Annotated in this window: 1 protein-coding gene; it reads right to left on the bottom strand. The window is 72.0% G+C overall.

Annotated elements, in window-relative coordinates:
* Positions 1-872, bottom strand: an 872-nt coding sequence (locus CCN37_RS38340) for a lantibiotic dehydratase (protein ID WP_246843625.1), incomplete at its 3' end; no start/stop codon positions are given.
* Between the last annotated feature and the right edge of the window lie 35 nt (positions 873-907).

The raw sequence follows: 907 nt of genomic DNA, 5'->3' as shown, positions 1-907 counted from the left end.
GTCAGCAGCCGTTCCCGCGATACGGGCGGCAGGGACGGCCACTGCGGGGCGTCCGCTGCGGTCAGGGGGACGACGACCTCGTGGGCGTGCTGGTTCAGCCAGCCGTCAGGGTCCGGTGATCTTTCGACGAGCACCGCGACAGCCGCGTCCCGCAGGTGGGCTCGGACCAGCTCCAGGTCGGCGGCACGAGTGAGGTCGAGGGGCAGGTGACGGTCCTGCTCGACGAGGGCGACCGTGGCCGGCACACGACGCCGAGCCCGCCACTCGCTGAACGCTTGCACCCACTCGGCATCCGACGCCGCCTCGCGGGGGAGGTCCGAAGGGGCCAGCCGCCATCTGGCCGAAGCCAGCACGATGCGCCCCGCGCGAACCCGCGGCAGGTACGGCAGGTGTTCGGCAGCTCCCCAGGACAATCCCGCCGCGGCGCAGGTGGACGCTCGCGTGATCTCCACCAGGAAGCGGACCAGCGGCGGTGTGTGGACGCGCAGCTCCAGGGCGTTGAACGTCAGCGGGTTCAGGCGGCAGCCCCGCGACAGCGACACCAGATACAGGCGGTGGGGGTCGCAGGCGACGGCCAGGTCCTCCAGCGGCAGCACCCCGTTGTTGGGCTGGCGGTGTTCGCCCACGCTGATGACGTCCGGCAGGATCTCGGGGGCACGCATCACATGGGCATGGGCACGGTCGACGGAGGCGAACGAGACCTGCGCCGGCTGGGTACCGGCGTCGCTGACCGGGAGGCCGGCGAGGACGTCGTGCGCACGGGCGCGGGCCGAGGTGTCCAGCAGGTCGAGGAACCGGCCCGTCAAGGTTCCGGCGCCCCGGGAGGCGGACACGTCACGCAGATGGAAGTCGCCCCGGGCGAGCGCGGACATGGACGAGGACTCCACGCGGAACTTCAGCTCTAGGT

Origin of the sequence: Allokutzneria sp. NRRL B-24872 (assembly GCF_002155965.1) — a bacterium.
Classification (GTDB): Bacteria; Actinomycetota; Actinomycetes; order Mycobacteriales; family Pseudonocardiaceae; genus Allokutzneria.
Note: the sequence above shows the minus strand (reverse complement) of the source record. Positions and strands in the feature narration are given on the sequence as shown.